Annotated in this window: 13 protein-coding genes and 1 pseudogene; 6 read left to right on the top strand and 8 right to left on the bottom strand. The window is 71.9% G+C overall.

Annotated elements, in window-relative coordinates:
* On the top strand, positions 1-441 hold the full coding sequence (locus ACQEV8_RS35155; protein ID WP_432968587.1) for an SRPBCC family protein: 441 nt from the start codon (positions 1-3) through the stop codon (positions 439-441).
* Positions 442-503: 62 nt separating this feature from the next.
* Here the strand turns inward: ACQEV8_RS35155 and ACQEV8_RS35150 are convergent, their stop codons facing one another.
* The 5 genes and pseudogenes from ACQEV8_RS35150 to ACQEV8_RS35130 form a co-directional block, all read right to left on the bottom strand.
* Complete coding sequence (locus ACQEV8_RS35150) at positions 504-1,655, bottom strand: XdhC family protein (RefSeq protein ID WP_432968584.1); 1,152 nt, start codon at positions 1,653-1,655, stop codon at positions 504-506.
* A 49-nt stretch (positions 1,656-1,704) separates the two neighbouring features.
* Positions 1,705-3,162: an NCS2 family permease gene (locus tag ACQEV8_RS35145; RefSeq protein WP_432968581.1), complete on the bottom strand. Its 1,458-nt coding sequence runs from the start codon at positions 3,160-3,162 to the stop codon at positions 1,705-1,707.
* 109 nt (positions 3,163-3,271) lie between these two features.
* A complete protein-coding gene (gene pucD / locus ACQEV8_RS35140) occupies positions 3,272-5,668 on the bottom strand; it encodes a xanthine dehydrogenase subunit D (RefSeq protein WP_432968578.1) in 2,397 nt (798 codons plus the stop codon).
* 2 nt (positions 5,669-5,670) lie between these two features.
* Positions 5,671-6,281: pseudogene (locus ACQEV8_RS35135) on the bottom strand ((2Fe-2S)-binding protein).
* The gene (locus tag ACQEV8_RS35130; RefSeq protein WP_432968575.1) at positions 6,281-7,171 is read right to left on the bottom strand and encodes an FAD binding domain-containing protein; all 891 of its coding nucleotides are present in this window, start codon (positions 7,169-7,171) and stop codon (positions 6,281-6,283) included. Before ACQEV8_RS35130 ends, ACQEV8_RS35135 begins: the two are co-directional and overlap by 1 nt.
* A 305-nt stretch (positions 7,172-7,476) precedes the next feature.
* Here ACQEV8_RS35130 and ACQEV8_RS35125 point away from each other — a divergent pair, with 305 nt between their 5' ends.
* The gene (locus ACQEV8_RS35125) at positions 7,477-9,153 is read left to right on the top strand and encodes a PucR family transcriptional regulator (protein WP_432968572.1); all 1,677 of its coding nucleotides are present in this window, start codon (positions 7,477-7,479) and stop codon (positions 9,151-9,153) included.
* 164 nt (positions 9,154-9,317) lie between these two features.
* Positions 9,318-10,091 (top strand): hypothetical protein, encoded by a 774-nt coding sequence (locus tag ACQEV8_RS35120; RefSeq protein WP_432968567.1) that lies wholly within the window; start codon positions 9,318-9,320, stop codon positions 10,089-10,091.
* Positions 10,092-10,372: 281 nt separating this feature from the next.
* Here ACQEV8_RS35120 and ACQEV8_RS35115 read toward each other — a convergent pair whose 3' ends face one another.
* Positions 10,373-11,134, bottom strand: coding sequence for a GntR family transcriptional regulator (locus ACQEV8_RS35115; protein WP_432968564.1), 762 nt, complete (start codon positions 11,132-11,134; stop codon positions 10,373-10,375).
* Positions 11,135-11,281: 147 nt separating this feature from the next.
* Between ACQEV8_RS35115 and ACQEV8_RS35110 the strand changes: the two genes are divergently transcribed.
* Both ACQEV8_RS35110 and ACQEV8_RS35105 read left to right on the top strand, forming a co-directional pair.
* Positions 11,282-12,133, top strand: coding sequence for a (2Fe-2S)-binding protein (locus tag ACQEV8_RS35110; protein ID WP_432968561.1), 852 nt, complete (start codon positions 11,282-11,284; stop codon positions 12,131-12,133).
* Positions 12,134-12,389: 256 nt separating this feature from the next.
* Positions 12,390-13,430 carry a DUF2637 domain-containing protein gene (locus ACQEV8_RS35105; RefSeq protein WP_432968558.1) on the top strand — a complete coding sequence of 347 codons (1,041 nt, stop codon included), beginning with the start codon at positions 12,390-12,392 and terminating at the stop codon, positions 13,428-13,430.
* 58 nt (positions 13,431-13,488) lie between these two features.
* Here the strand turns inward: ACQEV8_RS35105 and ACQEV8_RS35100 are convergent, their stop codons facing one another.
* Together ACQEV8_RS35100 and ACQEV8_RS35095 are read right to left on the bottom strand one after the other, a co-directional pair.
* The gene (locus ACQEV8_RS35100) at positions 13,489-13,971 is read right to left on the bottom strand and encodes an ATP-binding protein (protein ID WP_432968555.1); all 483 of its coding nucleotides are present in this window, start codon (positions 13,969-13,971) and stop codon (positions 13,489-13,491) included.
* 430 nt (positions 13,972-14,401) lie between these two features.
* The gene (locus ACQEV8_RS35095) at positions 14,402-15,025 is read right to left on the bottom strand and encodes a hypothetical protein (RefSeq protein WP_432968552.1); all 624 of its coding nucleotides are present in this window, start codon (positions 15,023-15,025) and stop codon (positions 14,402-14,404) included.
* 243 nt (positions 15,026-15,268) lie between these two features.
* Between ACQEV8_RS35095 and ACQEV8_RS35090 the strand changes: the two genes are divergently transcribed.
* Complete coding sequence (locus tag ACQEV8_RS35090; RefSeq protein ID WP_432968549.1) at positions 15,269-16,543, top strand: helix-turn-helix domain-containing protein; 1,275 nt, start codon at positions 15,269-15,271, stop codon at positions 16,541-16,543.
* Positions 16,544-16,547: the final 4 nt, after the last annotated feature.

The following is a 16,547-nucleotide window of genomic DNA, read 5'->3' as shown; positions in this document are numbered from 1 at the left end:
GTGGCGAACATCCTGCTCGAACGGACGGTCCCGCTCCCCCTCCACGAGGCGTGGCGGCGGATCACGCAGTGGCGGCGGCACGGTGAGGGGGTGCCTCTGACGCGGGTCGGGCCGGTCCCGGCCGGACCGACCCGCGTCGGCACTCTTGTCGTGGCCCGCACGGGCGTCGGACCGCTGTCCTTCGACGACCCGATGGAGGTCACGGTGTGGGAGCCGCCGGAGGACGGGGCCCCGGGGATGTGCCGTCTGGAGAAGCGGGGCCGGGTGGTGCTGGGCTGGGCGGAGCTGGAAGTACGGCCGGGGCCCGGCGGCCGCACCCGCGTGGTGTGGCGGGAGGAGATCCGGATCCGGCTGCTGCCGTCGCTCTTCGACGGCGTGGTGCGGCGCTCGGCACGGTATGTGTTCGGCCGTGCGCTGAACCGCCTGCTGAGACAGGCCTGACGGGCACGGAATGCTTCTGTACGGAACCTTCGGAGGCCGCGGCAGGCTGCTTCCCGGGGACCTCAGGCCACCGACCCGATCCGCCCCACCGCCCCCGGCCGCGGCTCGTGGTGGATCGGCGTATGGGCCCCGGTCAGCGACACCCCGCTGCCTCCCCGCCGCCCGGCCACGATCTCCGAGGCGATCGACAGGGCCGTCTCCTCGGGCGTACGGGCTCCGAGATCCAGGCCGATCGGCGAGTGCAGGCGGCTCAACTCCAGATCGGTGACGCCGACTTCCCGCAGGCGGGCGTTGCGGTCCAGGTGGGTGCGCCGGGAGCCCATGGCGCCGACGTACGCCACCGGCAGGCGCAACGCCAGTCGCAGCAGGGGCACGTCGAACTTGGCGTCGTGGGTCAGCACGCACAGGACCGTACGGGCGTCGACGTCCGTGCGCTCCAGGTAGCGGTGGGGCCAGTCGACGACGATCTCGTCGGCCTCCGGGAAACGCGTCCGGGTCGCGAAGACGGGCCGCGCGTCGCACACCGTGACGTGGTAGCCGAGGAACTTGCCCATGCGGACCAGCGCCGACGCGAAGTCGATCGCACCGAAGACGATCATGCGGGGCGCCGGGACCGAGGACTCGACCAGGACCGTGAGCGGTGCTCCGCAGCGTGAGCCCCGCTCTCCGATCTCCAGGGTGCCGGTGCGGCCGGCGTCCAGGAAGGCGCCCGCCTCGGCGGCGACCGTGCGGTCCAGTTCCGGGTGGGCGCCGAAGCCGCCGTCGCGGGACCCGTCGGGGCGGACCAGCAGGGCCCGGCCCATCAATTCGGACGGGCCCGACACGATCCGCGCCACCGCCGCCGCGTCCCCTTGAGCGACGGCGGTGAGCGCGGCCGCGACCACCGGCCGGACCGGATCGGCGGCCCGTACCGGGGTGACCAGGATGTCGATGACGCCACCACAGGTCAGACCCACGGCGAAGGCGTCGTCGTCGCTGTAGCCGAAGCGCTCCAGGACGGTCTCGCCGTCCCGCAGCGCCTGCCCGCACAGCTCGTAGACCGCGCCCTCCACGCAGCCGCCGGAGACCGAGCCGATCGCCGTGCCCTCGGCGTCCACCGCGAGCGCGGCGCCGGGCTGCCGGGGCGCGCTGCCGCCGACGGCCACCACGGTGGCCACGGCGAAGTCACGGCCCTGCCCGACCCACCGGTTCAGTTCCTCGGCGATGTCCAGCATCTGTCTCGGTCTCCTTGGGGCTGCGACGAAAAGGGCTGGTGCGACGGCGTCAGTGGACGCCCAGCCAGCTCTCGATCGGGTTGAGGGCGAAGTACACGAGGAACACCGCCGTCAGGATCCACATGAAGGCGCCGATCTCGCGCACCTTGCCCTGGGCGGTCTTGATGGCGGCATAGGAGATGACGCCCGCGGCGACACCGGTGGTGATGGTGTACGTGAACGGCATCAGGACGACCGTCAGGAACACCGGGATGGCGGTGGCCCGGTCGGCCCAGTCCACGTGCCGGGCGTTCATCAGCATCATCGCGCCGATGACGACGAGGGCGGCGGACGCGACCTCCTGCGGCACGATCGCCGTGAGCGGCGTGAAGAACAGACAGGCGGCGAAGAACGTGCCGGTGACGACCGAGGCGAGGCCCGTGCGCGCGCCCTCGCCGACACCCGTCGCCGACTCGATGAACACCGTCTGGCCCGAGCCGCCGGCCACGCCTCCGATCGCGCCGCCGGCCCCGTCGATGAACAGCGCCTTGGACAGGCCCGGCATCCGGCCCTTGTCGTCGGCGAGTTTCGCCTCGGTGCCGACGCCGATGATCGTCGCCATCGCGTCGAAGAACCCGGCCAGCACCAGTGTGAAGACGATCATGCCGACGGTCATCGCGCCGACCTCGCCCCAGCCGCCGAACTCCACGTCCCCGAAGAGCGAGAAGTCGGGCATGGACACCGCGCTGCCGTGCAGTTCGGGTGCCCCGGCCGCCCACTGCTTGGGGTCGACGACTCCGGCCGCGTTCAGGATCGCGGCGACGATCGTGCCGCCGAGGATGCCGATGAGGATGGCGCCCGGGATGTTCCGGGCCTGGAGCATGAAGATCAGCAGCAGGGTGCCGGCGAAGAGCAGCACCGGCCAGCCGGCCAGTTCGCCCGCCGGGCCGAGCGTGACGGGGGTCGCCTTGCCCTGGTGCACGAAACCGGACTTGTAGAAGCCGATGAGGGCGATGAACAGGCCGATGCCCATGGTGATGCCGTGCTTGAGCGCGAGCGGGATCGCGTTCATGATCATCTCGCGCAGGCCGGTGACGACCAGCAGCATGATGATCACGCCGTACATCACGCACATGCCCATCGCCTGCGGCCAGGTCATCTCGGGCGCGACCTGGGAGGCGAGGACCCCGGAGACGGACAGGCCCGCGGCGAGGGCGAGCGGCACCTTGCCGACGAAGCCCATCAGCAGCGTGGTGAGGGCCGCCGCGAACGCGGTCGCGGTGATGAGCCCCTTCTGCGCGAGGGTGTCCCCCGCCGCGTCCTTGCCGGACAGGATCAGGGGGTTGAGCAGGAGGATGTACGCCATCGCCATGAAGGTCGTGATGCCGCCGCGCACTTCACGGGCGACCGTGGACCCTCTGTGGGATATGTGGAAGTACCGGTCGAGCCAGGACCGTCCGGCCGGGACGCGGGTGCCTTCACCCGCGTCTTCGGCTGTGGCCCTCGGCTCCAGTGATTGCTGGGTCATGGGTGCCGTCTCCCAAGTTTCAAAGGGGGTTGGGATGTTCACGACCCGGGGGACGGCCCGAGACGAACAAGGGGCCCTGGGGGACGAAGCCCCAGGGGGACGTGACTGCTCAGCCCTCGGAGAGCTGGGTGCCCGTCAGGTGCTCGGGCCTCACCGGAGTCCGGTTCAGCTCGAGCCCGGTCGCGTTCCGGATGGCCGCGAGGACCGCCGGCGTCGACGACAGGGTGGGTGCTTCGCCGATGCCGCGCAGCCCGTACGGGGCGTGCTCGTCGGCGAGTTCGAGGACGTCGACCGGGATGGTCGGCGTGTCGAGGATGGTCGGGATCAGGTAGTCGGTGAAGGACGGGTTCTTCACCTTCGCCGTCTTCGGGTCGACGACGATCTCCTCCATGACCGCCACGCCCAGGCCCTGTGTCGTGCCGCCCTGGATCTGGCCGAGCACGGACAGCGGGTTGAGCGCCTTGCCGACGTCCTGGGCGCAGCCCAGCTCGATGACCTTCACCAGCCCGAGCTCGGTGTCGACCTCGACGACCGCGCGGTGCGCGGCGAAGGAGTACTGGACATGGCCGTTGCCCTGGCCGGTGCGCAGGTCGAAGGGCTCGGTCGGCCGGTGCCGCCACTCCTCCTCGACCTCGACGGTCTCGCCCTCCAGGACGTCGGCCAGGCCGGCGAGGACCTCACCGCCGTCCGTGACGACCTTGCCGCCCTCCAGCAGCAGCTCGGCCGTGGCCCAGGCCGGGTGGTAGGAGCCGAACTTGCGGCGCCCGATCTCCAGGACCTTCTCGCGGACGATCTCGCACGCGTTCTTCACGGCGCCGCCGGTGACATACGTCTGCCGGGAGGCGGAGGTCGAACCGGCGCTGCCCACCCGGGTGTCGGCCGGGTTGATGGTCACCTGCGTGACACCCAGCTCGGTCCGGGCGATCTGCGCGTGGACGGTGACGCCGCCCTGGCCGACCTCGGCCATGGCCGTGTGGACGGTGACGACGGGCTCGCCGGCCACGGCCTCCATCCGCACCTTCGCGGTCGAGTAGTCGTCGAACCCCTCGGAGAAACCGACGTTCTTGATGCCGACCGCGTAGCCGACCCCGCGTACGACGCCTTCCCCGTGCGTGGTGTTGGACAGACCGCCCGGCAGCTGCCGTACGTCGGCGCCCTCGCTGGACTCCCACTGGCGCTCCGGCGGCATCGGCATCGCCTTGACGCGGCGCAGGAGCTCGGCGACCGGGGCCGGGGAGTCGACGGGCTGGCCCGTCGGCAGCAGCGTGCCCTGCTCCATGGCGTTGAGCTGCCGGAACTCCACCGGGTCCATGCCCAGCTGCTGCGCCAGCTTGTCCATCTGCGCCTCGTAGGCGAAGCACGCCTGGACCGCGCCGAAGCCGCGCATGGCGCCGCAGGGCGGGTTGTTGGTGTAGAGGGCGACGGCCTCGATGTCCACGTCCTCGATCACGTACGGGCCGACGGACAGCGAGGAGGCGTTGCCGACGACCGCCGGGGAGGCGGAGGCGTAGGCGCCGCCGTCCAGGACGATCCGGCACTTCATGTGGGTGAGCTTGCCGTCGCGCGTGGCCCCGTGCTCGTAGTACAGCTTCGCCGGGTGGCGGTGGACATGCCCGAAGAAGGACTCGAACCGGTTGTAGACGATCTTGACGGGCTTGCCCGTCCGCAGCGCCAGCAGACAGGCGTGGATCTGCATCGACAGGTCCTCACGCCCGCCGAACGCGCCGCCGACGCCGGACAGCGTCATCCGCACCTTGTCCTCGGGCAGGCCGAGCACGGGCGCGATCTGGCGCAGGTCGCTGTGCAGCCACTGCGTGGCGATGTAGAGGTGGACGCCGCCGTCCTCCTCGGGGACGGCGAGGCCTGACTCGGGGCCGAGGAAGGCCTGGTCCTGCATGCCGAAGGTGTACTCGCCCTCGACGACGACATCGGCCCGCTCGCGGGCGGCATCGACGTCACCGCGGATGATCGGCTGGCGGTGGACGATGTTCGGGTGCGGGACGTGCCCGGCGTGGTGGTCGTCGCGGCCCTCGTGGACGAGGATCGCGTCCGGTGCGGTCGCGGAGGCCTCGTCGGTGATGACGGGCAGTTCGCGGTAGTCGACCTTGATCTTCGCGGCGGCGCGGCGGGCCGTCTCCGGATGATCGGCGGCGACGATCGCGACCGGCTCTCCGTGATGGCGGACCTTGCCGTGGGCGAGGACCGGGGTGTCCTGGATCTCCAGCCCGTAGTTCTTCACCTCGGTGGGCAGGTCGTCGTACGTCAGCACGGCGTAGACGCCGGGCAGGGCCAGTGCCTCGCCGGTGTCGATGGACACGATCTCGGCGTGCGCGACGGTCGACCGCAGGATCTGCCCCCACAGCATGTCCTCGTGCCACATGTCGGACGAGTACGCGAACTCGCCGGTGACCTTGAGGGTGCCGTCCGGGCGGAGCGTGGACTCGCCGATGCCCCCCTTGGTCCGGGAGCCCTGCGTGATCTTCGTAGGAGCGCCATTCGCAGGCATGCTCAGACCGCCTCTCCCTGCCGGGCGGCCGCCAGGCGGACCGCGTCCATGATCTTCTCGTAGCCGGTGCAGCGGCACAGGTTGCCCGACAGCGCCTCGCGGATGTCCGCGTCGCTCGGGCTGGGCTTGCGCTCCAGCATCTCGTCGGCTGCGACCAGCAGACCGGGCGTGCAGAAGCCGCACTGGACGGCGCCGGCGTCGATGAACGCCTGCTGGATCGGGGAGAGCTCGGTGCCCTCGCCGGTCTGCGAGTCGGTTCCCTTGGCCTGCCTCCCCCAGGCTTCGCCCGGGGGACCCCCACCTGTGCGCTCTGCAGCGACGTACCGCAGGCTCCGGTCGCACAGCCGCCGTGCTCGGCACGCTGCTTGGCGAAGTCGGCGAGCCCTTCGACGGTGACGACCTCGCGGCCCTCCGCCTGCCCGGCGGCCACCAGGCACGAGCACACCGGCACCCCGTCGAGCCGGACCGTGCACGAGCCGCACTCGCCCTGTTCGCAGGCGTTCTTGGACCCGGGAAGACCCATGCGCTCCCGCAGCACGTAGAGCAGGGACTCGCCCTCCCAGACATCGTCGGCTTCCTGCGGACGGCCGTTGACCGTGAAGTTGACGCGCATTACGCAGCTCCCTCCGTGTGGTGGCGGGCGCCGCGGTAGGACTCCCAGGTCCAGGTCAGCGTGCGGCGGGCCATGACGCCGACGGCGTGGCGGCGGTAGCTCGCGGTGCCCCGGACGTCGTCGATCGGGTTGCAGGCGGCGGAGCACAGGTCCGCGAACTGCTTGGCGACCGACGGGGTGACGATCTTCCCGTTGTCCCAGAAGCCGCCCTCCTCCAGAGCCGCGTTCAGGAACTCCTCGGCGGCCTTGGCCCGAATGGGCGTGGGGGCGGCCGAGCCGATGCCGGTCCGCACGGTCCGCGTCCCGGGATGCAGCGCGAGCCCGAAGGCGCACACGGCGATGACCATGGCGTTCCTGGTCCCCACCTTGGAGAACTGCTGCGGCCCGTCGGCCTTCCTCACGTGCACGGCCCGGATCAGCTCGTCGGCCGCCAGCGCGTTGCGCTTCACCCCCTTGTAGAACTCGTCGATCGGGATACGGCGCGACCCGCGCACCGACTCGACCTCCACCTCGGCGCCCGCGGCGAGCAGGGCGGGGTGGGCGTCGCCGGCCGGGGAGGCGGTGCCGAGGTTGCCGCCTACGCCGCCGCGGTTGCGGATCTGCGGCGAGGCGACCGTGTGCGAGGCGAGGGCGAGGCCAGGCAGTTCGGCGCGCAGGTTCTCCATGATCTTCGTGTACGGCACGGAGGCACCCAGCCGTACGCTCTCCTCGCCGACCTCCCACTCAAAGAGATCGCCGACGCGGTTCAGGTCCATGAGGTACTCGGGCCGGCGGTGGTCGAAGTTGATCTCGACCATCACGTCGGTGCCACCCGCAATCGGCACAGCTGTGGGGTGCTCGGCCTTCGCGGCGAGCGCCTCTTCCCAGCTGGCGGGGCGAAGGAAGTCCATGACCGGCTCTCTTCTCCGTTTTCTCGTGGGGCGTTCAGATTGAGCCAATCCGTGTGCGGCGTCCCGGCTCGTTCATGTGCTGTTCACGCGTAGTGGCCTCAGTACACAGCGGGGTACTCCGACGGGGTCAGTCACGGAAACCATGAAGGAGTTGGCTGGCCAGGACGGGCATCTTGTAGATTCGTATGAACGGAGGCCATCAGAAACCTCCTCGTTCACCTGTGGAAACGCGCGACACAGCCGCGTGACCTGGAACACAGCCGGGGCAGGGTTTGATTTCGAGACAAAGAACGGCGGCGACGAGAATGCGGCTGCGCGCACTGCTGGACACCGACGCGCTGGGCCTCAAGCTGCTCGGCGGCGAGGAAGAGCTGGACCGCACGGTGCGCGGTGTGATGACCACCGACCTCCGCGACCCCAGCCGCTACCTCTCGGGCGGTGAACTGGTGCTCACGGGCCTGGCCTGGCGCCATGACGCCGAGGACTCGGAGCCCTTCGTCCGGATCCTGGTGCAGCAGGGCGTGACGGCCCTCGCCGCGGGCGAGGCCGAGCTCGGGGACGTCCCGGACGACCTGGTCACGGCCTGCGCCCGGCACCGCCTCCCCCTCTTCGCGGTGCACGAGTCGGTGGCGTTCGCGACGATCACCGAGCACGTCGTACGGCAGGTCTCGGGCGAGCGCGCCGGAGACCTCGCCGCGGTCGTCGACCGGCACCGCCGGATGATGACCTCGGGCCCGGCGGGCGGCGGCCCGGACGTCGTCCTGGACCTGCTCGGCTCGGACCTGGACCTGCGCGCCTGGGTCCTCGCCCCCACCGGCCGGCTGATCGCGGGCTCGAAGGCCGCGGGCCCCGCCGCACTGCCCGCCGAGACCTGCGGACGCCTGGCCGCGGAACACCTGACCGCCACCCGCACGGGCCGTCGCGCCCCGCACCGCGTCCTCCTGGGCGGCACCACCTACTCGCTGTTCCCGATCCGCTCGACGGGCCGCTCCCCGGGGACCGCCCGGGACGCCCGCGAGACCCTGCTGTCCGACTGGCTGCTGGCCGTAGAGGCGGACGCCGGGGACTGGGCCGAGGAGCGCCTGGACCTGCTGCACGGCGTCACCCAGCTGATCGCGGTCGAGCGGGACCGCCGCGACGCGGCCCGCACGGTCCGCCGCCGTCTCGCCCAGGAGGTGCTGGAACTGGTCCAGACGGGTGCGGCACCCGCCGAGATCGCCGCCCGCCTGCGGGTGGCCGCGCCGGTGCTGCTGCCCGGCCTCGGGGCGGCGCCGCACTGGCAGGTGGTCGTGGCCCGCGTCGACTGGGACGGGGACGAGATCGAGGGCGGCCCGGTGGCCCAGGCGCTGCTGGAGGAGATCCTCGTCGACCCGCTCTCGGCGGGCCCTGAACACTCGGACCGCATCGCCGTCGCCCACACCGGCGACGAGGCCATCGCCCTGGTCCCGCTGCCCGCCGTCGCGGCGGAGCACGACGACTCCGAGGCCGGCGTCCTCGCCGACGCGCTCCTGGAATCCGTACGCGACCCCCTCACGGCGGGTCTCGACGGCGACGGGCACCTCACCCTCGGCGTCAGCGCGGCCGTGCACTCGGCGGAGGGGCTGCGGGGCGCCCTGGAGGAGGCCCGCCACGCCCGCCGGGTGGCGGCGGCCCGCCCGGGCCGGGTCTGCGCGGCAGGACACCAGGAACTGGCGTCGCACGTCCTTCTGCTCCCGTTCGTCCCCGACGATGTCCGCCGCGCCTTCACGGCCCGCCTCCTGGACCCCCTCCGGGACTACGACCGCCGGCACCGGGCCGAGCTGATCCCCACCCTGGAGGCGTTCCTGGACTGCGACGGTTCCTGGACCCGTTGCGCCGGCCGTCTCCACCTGCACGTCAACACGCTGCGCTACCGGGTCGGACGGATTGAGCAGTTGACGGGCCGTGATCTGTCGCGGCTCGAGGACAAGCTGGATTTCTTCCTTGCCCTGCGCATGAGCTGAGACACGGGGTGTCCCGTCCCGAACACGGGACGCCCCGGAGTCCCACGACTTTGTGAAATCCTTCACCCACCCTCTTGGCCCGGCGCCGCGATTCGTGCTGAGATGCCGCCACCACTCAACAGCTCGATGGCGTGCTCGGGGAGGGCAACGTGGCGCATACCGCCATGTCTGGTAACGGAACGACCGCTGGTGACGATCCCCTCCAGACCGCGGTATGGCGGCTGCGCTCACGCGGGTGCTGGGCCGACGCGGCCGCCCTGCTGCTGCCGGACGCGCCCGCGGCGGCGCTCCAGCGCACGTCGCTGCTGGTGGAACGGTGTCTGTACACCGAGCAGGGCTGGGAGGAGGCCGAGGACGCGCTGCGCACGGCCGAGGCACTGGCCCACAGTGACGACGAGCGGGGCGCGGCCGCTTGTGAACGCGGTTACTTGGCCTACGCCTCGACGCTGCTCGCGGTGCGGGACCGGGCCGACGAGGCGCGGGCCGCGCTGGGGCGGGCGGCCGCGCTGATCCCTCCGGGGGCTTCGCAGCGGGCCCTGCTGGACTTCCGTCGCGGTCTGCTGGCGGAGAACCTGACGAGTGCCCCGCAGGCGGCTCGGGCGGCGTACCGCCGTGCGCACGCGGGGGCTACGGCGGACGCCAATCCGCTGCTGTTGTCGTTCACGTGGCGTCACCTGGCCGGACTCGCCCTGCGGGACGGGGAGTTGGCGGAAGCGCGGCACGGTTTCGCGGAGTCGCTGCGAATCCGGGAGGAGCTGGGGTATCTCGTCGGTACGGCCCCCGCGCTGGTGTCCCTGGCCGACACGGAGACCGAGCCGGAGGCGTCCCGGCTGCGGGAGGAGGCCCGGCGGCTGTTCCGGCTGCTCGGGGGCGTACCGACCTGGCTGGCACGGCAGTTGGCCCCGTTGCCCCCGGCGGCGGGAGCGGCGACAGCTTGACCACGTCACGAGCCACCCGGCGTCGTCGCTGAGGCCGGGTGGGCCCGCAACTCGGCGAAGCGGGGTGCCTCCCCCCGCTCGCGGCTTTGCCAGGGGCTGAGCCAGGACGCGCCCGCACCCGCGTACGGCGAGCAGGGGCCGTGTCGGGAGGTGTCCGCCCGCAGCGGTTGTCGCGTCAACGGACAGTCAGTCGGCGTCCCACCCCATCGCGACGTTCCGAGGACGGACACCCCCCGGCGCGGCCCCGACCCACCACCCACCGGCAGGCGCCGCGCACGCCCTCAGCCCGCACCCGTGAAGTGCTCCCCCACCAGCACCCGCACCACATCCAGATCCCGGGCGATCAACGCGTCCAGCAACGCCGTGTGTTCATGCGCGTCCGCCACCAGGTCGGCCCGCCCCCGACCACTCGGCCCGCCCCCGGCCAACGGCCACTGCGCCCGCCGGTGCAGATCCTCCGCGATCTGGACCAACTGCTCGTTCCCCGAGAGGGACAGCACCGCCCGGTGGAACACCCGGTCGGACTCCGCGTAGGTCGCCCGGCAGCCGGAGGACGCCGCACGGACCGTCGCCTCGGCGAGAGGCCGCAGTTCGGCCCAGCGTTCGGCGGGAACCGCACGCGCCAGCCGCAGCATCACCGGGACCTCGATCAGAGAGCGGACCTCGGCCAGTTCCGCCAGCTCCCGCGCCCCCCGCTCGACCACCCGGAACCCACGGTTCGGCACGACCTCGACGGCACCCTCGATGGCCAGCTGCTGCATAGCCTCCCGCACCGGCGTCGCCGACACCCCGAACCGCTCGCCCAGCACCGGCGCCGAGTACACCTCACCGGGCCTCAGATCCCCCGCCACCAGCGCGGCCCGCAGCGCGTCCACGATCTGCCCACGCACGGAGGACCGCTGAACCAAGGGCCGCGGCCGCGGGAGGGCCGGCTCACCATGCGTGTGCTCCCCGCGCACCGCCCCCTCGGCACCCACCGCCCCGGCCTGCACAGCCGACCAGGGCCCCTCCGTCCCGGCGGAGCCCTGCGCGCCCTGCTTCACGGGTCCTCCTCCGGACGTATCACTACTTGGGGTCATTACGGCGGGTTGTCACTTGCCCGTCAATGACCATAAGCGCCCCGAGCGCCAGTTCAAATCTCAGCGATCTTGAGTTAGGTTAGGCTTACCTCTGAGTAGATCGGTGATCGCATGCCCGAGCCCCGTTCGGCCGTCTCCGGCGCCTACGCCCGCCTGGCCGAGGTTCTCCCCGGGCTCGCCGTCACCGAACTGAACCCCGAGGACGAAACCCCGCACGGCGGCGGCTGGGCCGCGGCCACCGACCTCGCGGCCGCCGGCCCCGCCCTCGACGCCTTCCTGTCCTGGGACGAGGACCAGATCCGCCGGGACTACGACCAGCAGGCCCGCCCCGACGTGGTCGCCAGCTTCGGCCTGCACCGCTACGCCTGGCCCGCCTGCCTCCTGATCACCGTCCCCTGGTTCCTGCACCGCCGCGTACCCCGCTACCCCGTGACGCACGTCTCGTACGACCGCACCGCCGCCGGCCACCCCATCGGCCGCATGGCCGTCCGCCCGGCCGGCTTCGCCTGTCTGCCCGGCGACGAGGCCGCCACGCTGCCCGGCGCCCGGGTCGTCCCGGACGAGGAGGCGCTGCGGGCCGAGGTGCGGTCGGCGGTCGCCGAGCACCTGGAGCCGGTCCTGACCGGTTTCGGACCCCGGATGCGGCGTCGCGGCCGGGCCCTGTGGGGCATGGCGACCGACGAGATCGCCGAGGGGCTCTGGTACGTCGCCCAGCTGTTCGGCGAGATCGAGGAGCGGCGCGCGATGCGCGAGCTTGAGCTGCTCCTGCCGGGCGCGACGAAGCCGTACGTGGGCACGGCGGCGTTCCGGGAGCTGACCGGACCCGGCGGCGAGCCGCTGCGCACCCGGGACCGCGCGAGCTGCTGCATGTTCTACACGCTGCGCCCGCAGGACACCTGCGCCACCTGCCCGCGCACCTGCGACGCCGACCGGGTCACCAAGCTGCTGGCCACCGCCAGTTGAGACAGGCTCAGAAATAGTCGGCTCCTCCCGTACGATCATCGCGGACACTCGCAGCGACTTTCCGCGGAACCACCCGTACGAGTAGTCTTGTTCGAACTCAACTCTCGCCCCTCACGCGGCAGTTCGAGCAGAACGCCGCCCTGAACATTCCCTTGCACTTCCTTGGCGGCCTCTTGCTCCGAAACCCCCTGAGGGCCGTTGGGATTGGGCCACTATGGCGGGCGTTACGCCCTATCCCAATGCAAGGGACCCCCAGATGAAACTGACCGACATATCGCTGAACTGGCTGCTTCCGGGCGCCGTGCTTCTCCTGGGCATGCTGGCGGCGATAGCGGTTCTCGCGCGCGGCAAGCGCTCCTCGGTCAAGGACACGAGCGCGGATGATTCCTGGGAGCGCAATGAGGAACGCCGCAGACGCAAGGAGGCCCTTTACGGCACCGTCTCCTACGTCCTCCTCTTCTGCTGCGCGGCCGTCGCCGCCGCACTGTCCTTCCACGGCCTGGTCGGCTTCGGCGAGCAGAACCTCGGCCTCAGCGGCGGCTGGCAGTACCTCGTCCCGTTCGGCCTGGACGGCGCGGCGATGTTCTGCTCCGTGCTCGCGGTGCGCGAGGCCAGCCATGGTGACGCGGCGCTCGGCTCCCGGATACTGGTCTGGACGTTCGCCTTCGCCGCGGCCTGGTTCAACTGGGTGCACGCCCCCAGGGGCGTCGGCCACGCGGGTGCCCCCCACTTCTTCGCGGGCATGTCCCTCTCTGCGGCGGTGCTCTTCGACCGCGCCCTGAAGCAGACCCGCCGCGCCGCCCTGCGGGAGCAGGGCCTGGTGCCGCGCCCGCTGCCGCAGATCCGTATCGTGCGCTGGCTGCGGGCCCCCCGGGAGACGTACAGCGCCTGGTCACTGATGCTCCTGGAGGGTGTGCGCAGCCTCGACGAGGCGGTCGACGAGGTGCGCGACGACAAGCGCAAGAAGGACGAGGCCCGGCAGCGGCGCCGCGACCAGCAGCGTGTGGAGCGGGCCCAGCTGAAGGCGATCAGCCGCGGTCACCGCGGCCATTTCGGCCGCGGTGGCGGCCGGCAGCTGGAGGTGCAGGTGGAGCGCGGCTCCTCGCAGGTCTCCGCGGAGCCTGCCATATCCGCGCCGGAGCCGCTGCCCGTCCGCTCGCGTCCCTCCCTGCAGCCCGCTCGCAAAGGAGCTGACCCGGTGACCGTCGACCTCACCGCCGAGGACGACACCATGGCACTGCCGCGTCTCGACTCGTTGGAGCGCAAGCTCAAGGACCTGGAGCAGCAGTTCGGCTAGTACAGCCGGACGGAGCCGGGAAGGGGGGCGCGGCCTGCGGGCCGCGCCCCCTGCCGGTTCACGCCGCCTCGGCCTCCAGCTCGAACCAGACGGCCTTGCCCACTCCGTGCGGTCTGACGCCCCAGGCGTCCGCGAGGGACTGCACGAGGAACAGGCCCCTGCCGTTCGTACCGTCGTCGGCGATCGGTACGCGCAGCCGGGGTCTGCGGGCCACGAAGTCCCTTACCTCCACCCGCAGTCCACGCGGTCCGACCGTGGCCGTCAGGAGCGCGTCGCGATCGGTGTGGACGATCGCGTTGGTGACGAGTTCGCTGGTGAGCAGTTCCGCTACGTCCGATCGCCCGGTCCTCCCCCACTGCCCGAGCAGCTCCCGCAGGGCTCTGCGGGCTTCCGGCACGGCCCGCAGGTCCGCCCGCCCGAGTCTGCGCCTCAGCTGAGGCACGGGCACCTGCTCCGTGTCGTCGTCGGTCTTGTCGTCCGTCGTCTTCGCCGAGAAGGCCCCGATCGTTATGGGACCGCCTCCTCGTGCCTGCCTCTCCATGACCCCCGCCCGCGCGCCGATGTCGGTTCCCCTCCTGCTCGAACACGTTCACGGGGATCCATGCCCGATCGGACACGCGGCAGTCATGTCGAGTCGTCAACGACCGGGTGTTCGGCCAATCGGACGGGACCGGCGGGCAGGGCTGCGGGCCGCTGAGCGGTACGGCGGTGGCGGGGAGGGGGACAAGAGGGTAGCCGGTACATGTCCTCGTGCGGATCGTGACCGCAGGAGATCGGCCGATGTACCGAGGGCCGGCTGCCGATCCTTGCGTACGCGACGAAGGAGTGCGGGCAGCCGGCCCCCGTGCGCGGCGGTCCGGTGAAGTTGGCCGAAGTACGACGGTCTCTCCGGGACCGCTGACCGGACCAGGGCCGTCCTCCCCACCCCCGTGGCAGGAGGACGGCCCTGGTCTTCTCCGGTGGTCGCCCGGTCAGTACAGCTTGTTGACGGCGGTGGTCGTCGTCTTCTTGAAGGCGGCCACGGGAGCGTCATCGAAGTCGCCCATCTGCCCCCACTCCACGACGGTGACGGTCTTTCCGTCCCGGCCGACGGACAGCAGGGAGATGTCGGTGGCGCCCCAGGACGTCTCGGTGTGCAGGCCACGGACCCGGGCGCCTTCCTCGACCGCCAGCTTGCCGTAGTCCCGTCCCTCGGCCTGGATGTCCGGGGAGGCTTTCTCGACGCGGTCGGCGCAGGTGCGGATCAGGTCGTCGTAGTGCTTCGCGAGGGCCTTGGCCTGGGTGGCTGTGCCCGTCACGACGGTCAGCTGCACGGCGCCGGTGTCCAGGTCGGTCCGGAACTCCCGGTGCCGGTAGTCGTAGTCGAGCACGCCCTCTGTGCTCACGCAGAGGCCGAGTCCCTCCGGGAAGCCTTCGGTGACCGGCCCGGCGGTCCAGGACGACGTCGGGTGCGGCGGCAGCTGGGACGCCGACAGGAACTTGGGCGAGGCTGCCTTCGGCGCGGCGCCGGCGGCCGGTGCCGTGAGGACCGTGCCCGCCGCGAGGGCGGCGACGGTGAGTGCGGTGAGAGCGCTCGTTCGGATGCGCATGGACATGGGTGTTCCCCCGTGGATGAGTGCGTGGACGTGGATGCCGCGGTGAGGCCGGCTGGTCGGCCCGGGCCTGGTCGGTGCGACACCAAGAGCATCAGCGGTCACAGCGGCCGGGCGCAACAGCCCGCGGACGATCGGCCGCGGTGGAACCATCCCAGCCCGTCTGACGTGCAGGTACATGGGGTGCCTGGGATGCCGTCCCGGGCCGGGTCTGACCGTACGAGACCGTACGAGGACGGGGGAACGGTGTCGGCACAGGACGACGTCGACGACGTCGGTGAGTTCGCGGCGCTGCTGAGGGCTCTGAAGGAGCGCACGGACCGCAGTTACGGTTCGCTGGCCCGCCGTCTGGCCATGAACACCTCGACCCTGCACCGCTATTGCGCGGGCGAGGCGGTCCCGGTCGACTTCGCCCCCGTGGAGCGTTTCGCCGCGCTCTGCGGGGCGTCCCCGGAGGAACGCCTGGAGCTGCACCGCCGCTGGCTCCTCGCGGTGGCGGCGCGCAAGCGGCCTCGTACGGCGAGCGCGGTGGAGGAGACGGCACCTCCGGTGGAGGAGAAGGGCGACTCGGTTCCTTCCCCGCTCCCCCGCCGCCCCTGGTACCGCCACAGACGCGTCGCGGTCGGACTGGCCGCCGCCTGCGCCTTGCTCGCGACGCTCGGGAGTCTGTCCGCGCTGCCGGACGGACGGCGCCCCGCCGCCGACCGTGCCCGTACGGCCGGACCCGCCGCGTCCGGCACGACGGAGGCGAAGGCACCGGACCGGAGCAACACCTCGCCCACCCCGAGCGGCTCCCCCACCACCAGGCAGCCTTCTGCATCCGCCACCCCGAAGAAGAAGCAGCCCTCCCCGGCGCCCTCCTCCGACCCGAGCACCGCCCCGCCGCACAGCGGGAAGAAGCCCGCCGTGCCCCTCACCTGGTCCGTCAACTCCCAGGCGTGGGAGCTCGGCTGCGCTCACGACTACGTCATCGCCAAGCCGCCGCACCAGGTGCCCCCGCCCCCGGCCCCGCAGGACGCCGGGCCCTGGGCGGCGGCACAGGGCGCGGTGCACGGGAGCGAGACGCTCGTGGAGCTGTCGGTGCAGGGCCGGACCGACACGGCCGTCGTGCTGAACGCGCTGCGCGTGCGCGTGGTGGGGCGTACGGCCCCCGCCCCGGGCAACGCCTACGCCATGGACCGGGGCTGCGGCGGCGCGGTCACCCCGCGCTCCTTCGACGTGAACCTGGACAAGGACCGCCCCATCGCCCACGCGGTCGCCGGGAGCGACACCGGCGTGCCGATCCCGGCGGTGCGCATGCCGTACCAGGTCTCGGCCAAGGACCCCGAGGTGCTGCTGATCACCGCACGGACCGTGGCGTGCGACTGCCGCTGGTACCTGGAGCTGGACTGGTCCTCGCAGGGTCGCGAGGGCACGGTCCGCATCGACGACGACGGCCGGCCGTTCCGCACCAGCGGCATCAAGGGCCTGCCCCGGTACGTGTACGACACCTCGGCACGCCAGTGGGGGCCCTACAGCTGACCGC

It is taken from the genome of Streptomyces sp. CA-179760 (assembly GCF_050937045.1).
Classification (GTDB): Bacteria; Actinomycetota; Actinomycetes; order Streptomycetales; family Streptomycetaceae; genus Streptomyces.
This window is presented reverse-complemented; position numbering and strand designations above follow the sequence as displayed.

Coding starts and splice junctions, on each gene's coding strand:
- ACQEV8_RS35150 (WP_432968584.1), bottom strand. CDS start 1,655: ATGCTGGACATCGCCGAGGAACTGAACCGGTGGGTCGGGCAGGGCCGT.
- ACQEV8_RS35145 (WP_432968581.1), bottom strand. CDS start 3,162: ATGACCCAGCAATCACTGGAGCCGAGGGCCACAGCCGAAGACGCGGGT.
- pucD (WP_432968578.1), bottom strand. CDS start 5,668: ATGCCTGCGAATGGCGCTCCTACGAAGATCACGCAGGGCTCCCGGACC.
- ACQEV8_RS35130 (WP_432968575.1), bottom strand. CDS start 7,171: ATGGACTTCCTTCGCCCCGCCAGCTGGGAAGAGGCGCTCGCCGCGAAG.
- ACQEV8_RS35125 (WP_432968572.1), top strand. CDS start 7,477: ATGCGGCTGCGCGCACTGCTGGACACCGACGCGCTGGGCCTCAAGCTG.
- ACQEV8_RS35120 (WP_432968567.1), top strand. CDS start 9,318: ATGTCTGGTAACGGAACGACCGCTGGTGACGATCCCCTCCAGACCGCG.
- ACQEV8_RS35110 (WP_432968561.1), top strand. CDS start 11,282: ATGCCCGAGCCCCGTTCGGCCGTCTCCGGCGCCTACGCCCGCCTGGCC.
- ACQEV8_RS35105 (WP_432968558.1), top strand. CDS start 12,390: ATGAAACTGACCGACATATCGCTGAACTGGCTGCTTCCGGGCGCCGTG.
- ACQEV8_RS35100 (WP_432968555.1), bottom strand. CDS start 13,971: ATGGAGAGGCAGGCACGAGGAGGCGGTCCCATAACGATCGGGGCCTTC.
- ACQEV8_RS35095 (WP_432968552.1), bottom strand. CDS start 15,025: ATGTCCATGCGCATCCGAACGAGCGCTCTCACCGCACTCACCGTCGCC.